At 54.2% G+C, this 2663-nt stretch carries 3 protein-coding genes and 1 pseudogene; all 4 read left to right on the top strand.

The genetic code is table 11. The features are described from left to right. Positions 1–287 (top strand): hypothetical protein (locus tag QMZ25_RS19175; RefSeq protein ID WP_283220146.1); only part of this gene is annotated, 287 nt, incomplete at its 5' end. Positions 288–347: 60 nt separating this feature from the next. Continuing rightward, positions 348–878: a hypothetical protein gene (locus QMZ25_RS19170; protein ID WP_283220145.1), complete on the top strand. Its 531-nt coding sequence runs from the start codon at positions 348–350 to the stop codon at positions 876–878. A 583-nt stretch (positions 879–1461) separates the two neighbouring features. Continuing rightward, positions 1462–1653: an AlpA family phage regulatory protein gene (locus QMZ25_RS19165; RefSeq protein WP_065175873.1), complete on the top strand. Its 192-nt coding sequence runs from the start codon at positions 1462–1464 to the stop codon at positions 1651–1653. A 40-nt stretch (positions 1654–1693) separates the two neighbouring features. Continuing rightward, positions 1694–2281: pseudogene (locus tag QMZ25_RS19160) on the top strand (ParA family protein); the annotation flags it as partial. Positions 2282–2663 lie beyond the last annotated feature (382 nt).

Genomic DNA, 2663 nt, shown 5'->3' with positions numbered 1-2663 from the left:
ACTGGCAGGCGGCACAGGTCGAGGACTTCAAGTACGACAAGGCCGGTAACCTGTTTGATGGACCGAAGCTCAATGGGCTGATCAAGCATAACCGTGTGTTGGTTTATCAAGATAAGCGGTACCGCTATGACCGATTCGGACGGCTATTTGAGAAGCGGGTTGGTAGCAATTGGGTGCAGTATTTTGAATACGATGCCGAACATCGGTTGGCTTGTGTGAATCAACACCGTAGTGGCGAGGAGCACAGGACTTTAAACAAATCACAGGGCACAATTATGGATCACTAGAAGCAAAAGTCGAGGCATCACGCAGAACCGCCTCACTAACCAATTCAAAAGTGAAATCAAATGAAAAAGCACACACAATTTGCCCATAGCGACGTCAACTTTAACGATTCACTCCCGGGAATAAGTAAAGACTTACTAGAGTCATTACTCGCCCATAATTTCCCAGGAAGGGATCACTTTATAACGTTTTATTCTAATCAAAATGGCGGTTTTTTTGACGGAGGCGCATACATCTACAGGGAAGACTTTCACACCATAAAACCAGGCGACCATAACTTGTTTGGAATAGAAGCATTCAATTTTATATCCACATTCGAAGGACAAGAGAGCGCGAGACTACTATCAAAACTAAAAATAATTGAATACAGAACGACCGCTCACAAGGTCAATGCGAAGTTTCTCAAGGAAAACATCCCCTTCGCAGGCGATGCTGGCGATAACGACTTTTGGCTGAACACATTAACCGGATCCATCAACTACACCATAACCAACGAGCTCACGATCCATCCAAAAACTATATTTATCGCCCCTGATTTTCGCACCTTCTGCGATGCAATAAGGGGCTCACTAAAACCCACCAGAGAACATTGATATCTCTCACACTCTAAAATACAGCGGCAACGGTTGCAGAACCACTCAAATAACTGCAGCCGTCGCCAATTAATCAGTGAGGCGAATAATAGACAACCTGCAACATGCCTGCCGCCGCTCCCGACCTACGATCGAGGCCTGATCAGCCTGTAGGCCTTTACGTCAATTCGTGTGTGCCGATAGATGGCCGCACGACCGTAACATATAGCAAAAGAAATTTTTCCTACACCGCTATCCGACCCTGGAAAATGCGAGGCTTTGCGGCTCAGACGTTTTGCGTCTGCTTCAGACACGTTGCATCTGATCATTGCGCCGACGCGGCGCTCGGCATCGACCAATCCGTTTTTGTCTTGCCGCGTTTTCAGGCCAGGCGCTGGATAGGCGTTCGTCGCTGGATTGCGACGCCCTCTGCCAGAAGACAACGGGATGAGTTGTAGGGGATTTCTGCTTAACGTCTTGTGAGCACAGCGCTGTCATCAATCCGGTGAGTGCGTGTTCCGCATTGTTTGCTGCGCGATGGCTGCAGCAAGCGCTGAATGCGGGCACATCCTCAATCGACGTCAACGGACGTCCAGGAGCGTCAATGATGACCCAGCCCATTCAAGCATTGGTGCTCGACACCGAGCACAGCATCCTTCGCCGGCCCGGCGTGGAGCGCAAAACCGGCTGCAAGCGGGCGCATATCTATGCGCTGATTACCCAGGGCAAGTTTCCCAAGCCGATCAAGCTCGGCGTGCGCGCCGTCGGTTGGGACTCGCTGGGGGTCGAGCGCTAGCCGATCGACCGCGTTTCGCCCGCGACTGAGGGCCGCCGTCATGCACGTGACTGCGATCATCTCAACCAAGGGCGGGGTGGGCAAGACCACCACCGCTGCCAACCTCGGGGGTTTGGCTGCCGATGCCGGGCTACGGGTTCTGCTGCTGGACCTGGACGTGCAGCCTACCCCCTCCAGCTATTTTGCTTTGCCGGAGCGTGCACCGACCGGTTGCTACGAGCTGCTGGCCTACAACGGGTGCCGACGGTCGCAGTTGATCAGCCACACGGCCATCCAGGGCCTGGACTTGGTGCTGTCGAATGACGCGCAAGGCCAGTTGAACACCCTGCTCCTGCATGCGCCCGATGGCCGGTTGCGGCTGCGCAACCTGTTGCCGCTGTTCCGGCCGCACTACGACCTGCTGTTGATCGACACCCAGGGCGCCCGCAGCGTACTGCTGGAGATGGCCATCCTGGACTCCGATTTGCTGCTGTCGCCGGTCACACCGGAGATCCTGGCCGCCCGTGAGTTGCGTCGGGGCACGCTGCAATTGCTCAAGGACCTGGGCCCGTACCGCCATCTCGGCATCGAGCCACCGCCGATGCGCTTGCTGATCAACTGTGTCCATCCCGTATCGAGCAATTCTCGGGCCGTGCCAGCGGCATTTTTGAAGGTCTAGTTCTTGCCGGTCGGCTTTGCCTGGCGAACAGCGATATCGGTCAATGACGTGGGTACATCTCCCGCTCTCGTGTGGTCGAGGAAATGCACATCGATGCCGAAGCCCTCAGCTCAGCCATCAATCCGCTACGTCAACTAACCGGGATCGCCGTACTTGAAAATGTACTGAAGTTTCGTCGCTGCCAGTGGATTCAGTGGCCGACTGCCCTGAAACGAAAAAAGACGCCGAAGCGTCTGATTTCAAAGACCTACAGACTTCCATGGAACTCTGTCGATCGACAATTGGAGCGGGAAACGAGACTCGAACTCGCGACCTCAACCTTGGCAAGGTTGCGCTCTACCAACTGAGCTAT

The organism is Stenotrophomonas sp. RS-48 (genome assembly GCF_030053245.1).
Classification (GTDB): domain Bacteria; phylum Pseudomonadota; class Gammaproteobacteria; order Xanthomonadales; family Xanthomonadaceae; genus Stenotrophomonas; species Stenotrophomonas maltophilia_P.
Note: the sequence above shows the minus strand (reverse complement) of the source record. Positions and strands in the feature narration are given on the sequence as shown.

Excerpts from the sequence above, each read along its gene's own strand:
- QMZ25_RS19170 (WP_283220145.1), top strand. The coding sequence starts at position 348 with ATGAAAAAGCACACACAATTTGCCCATAGCGACGTCAACTTTAACGAT.
- QMZ25_RS19165 (WP_065175873.1), top strand. The coding sequence starts at position 1,462 with ATGATGACCCAGCCCATTCAAGCATTGGTGCTCGACACCGAGCACAGC.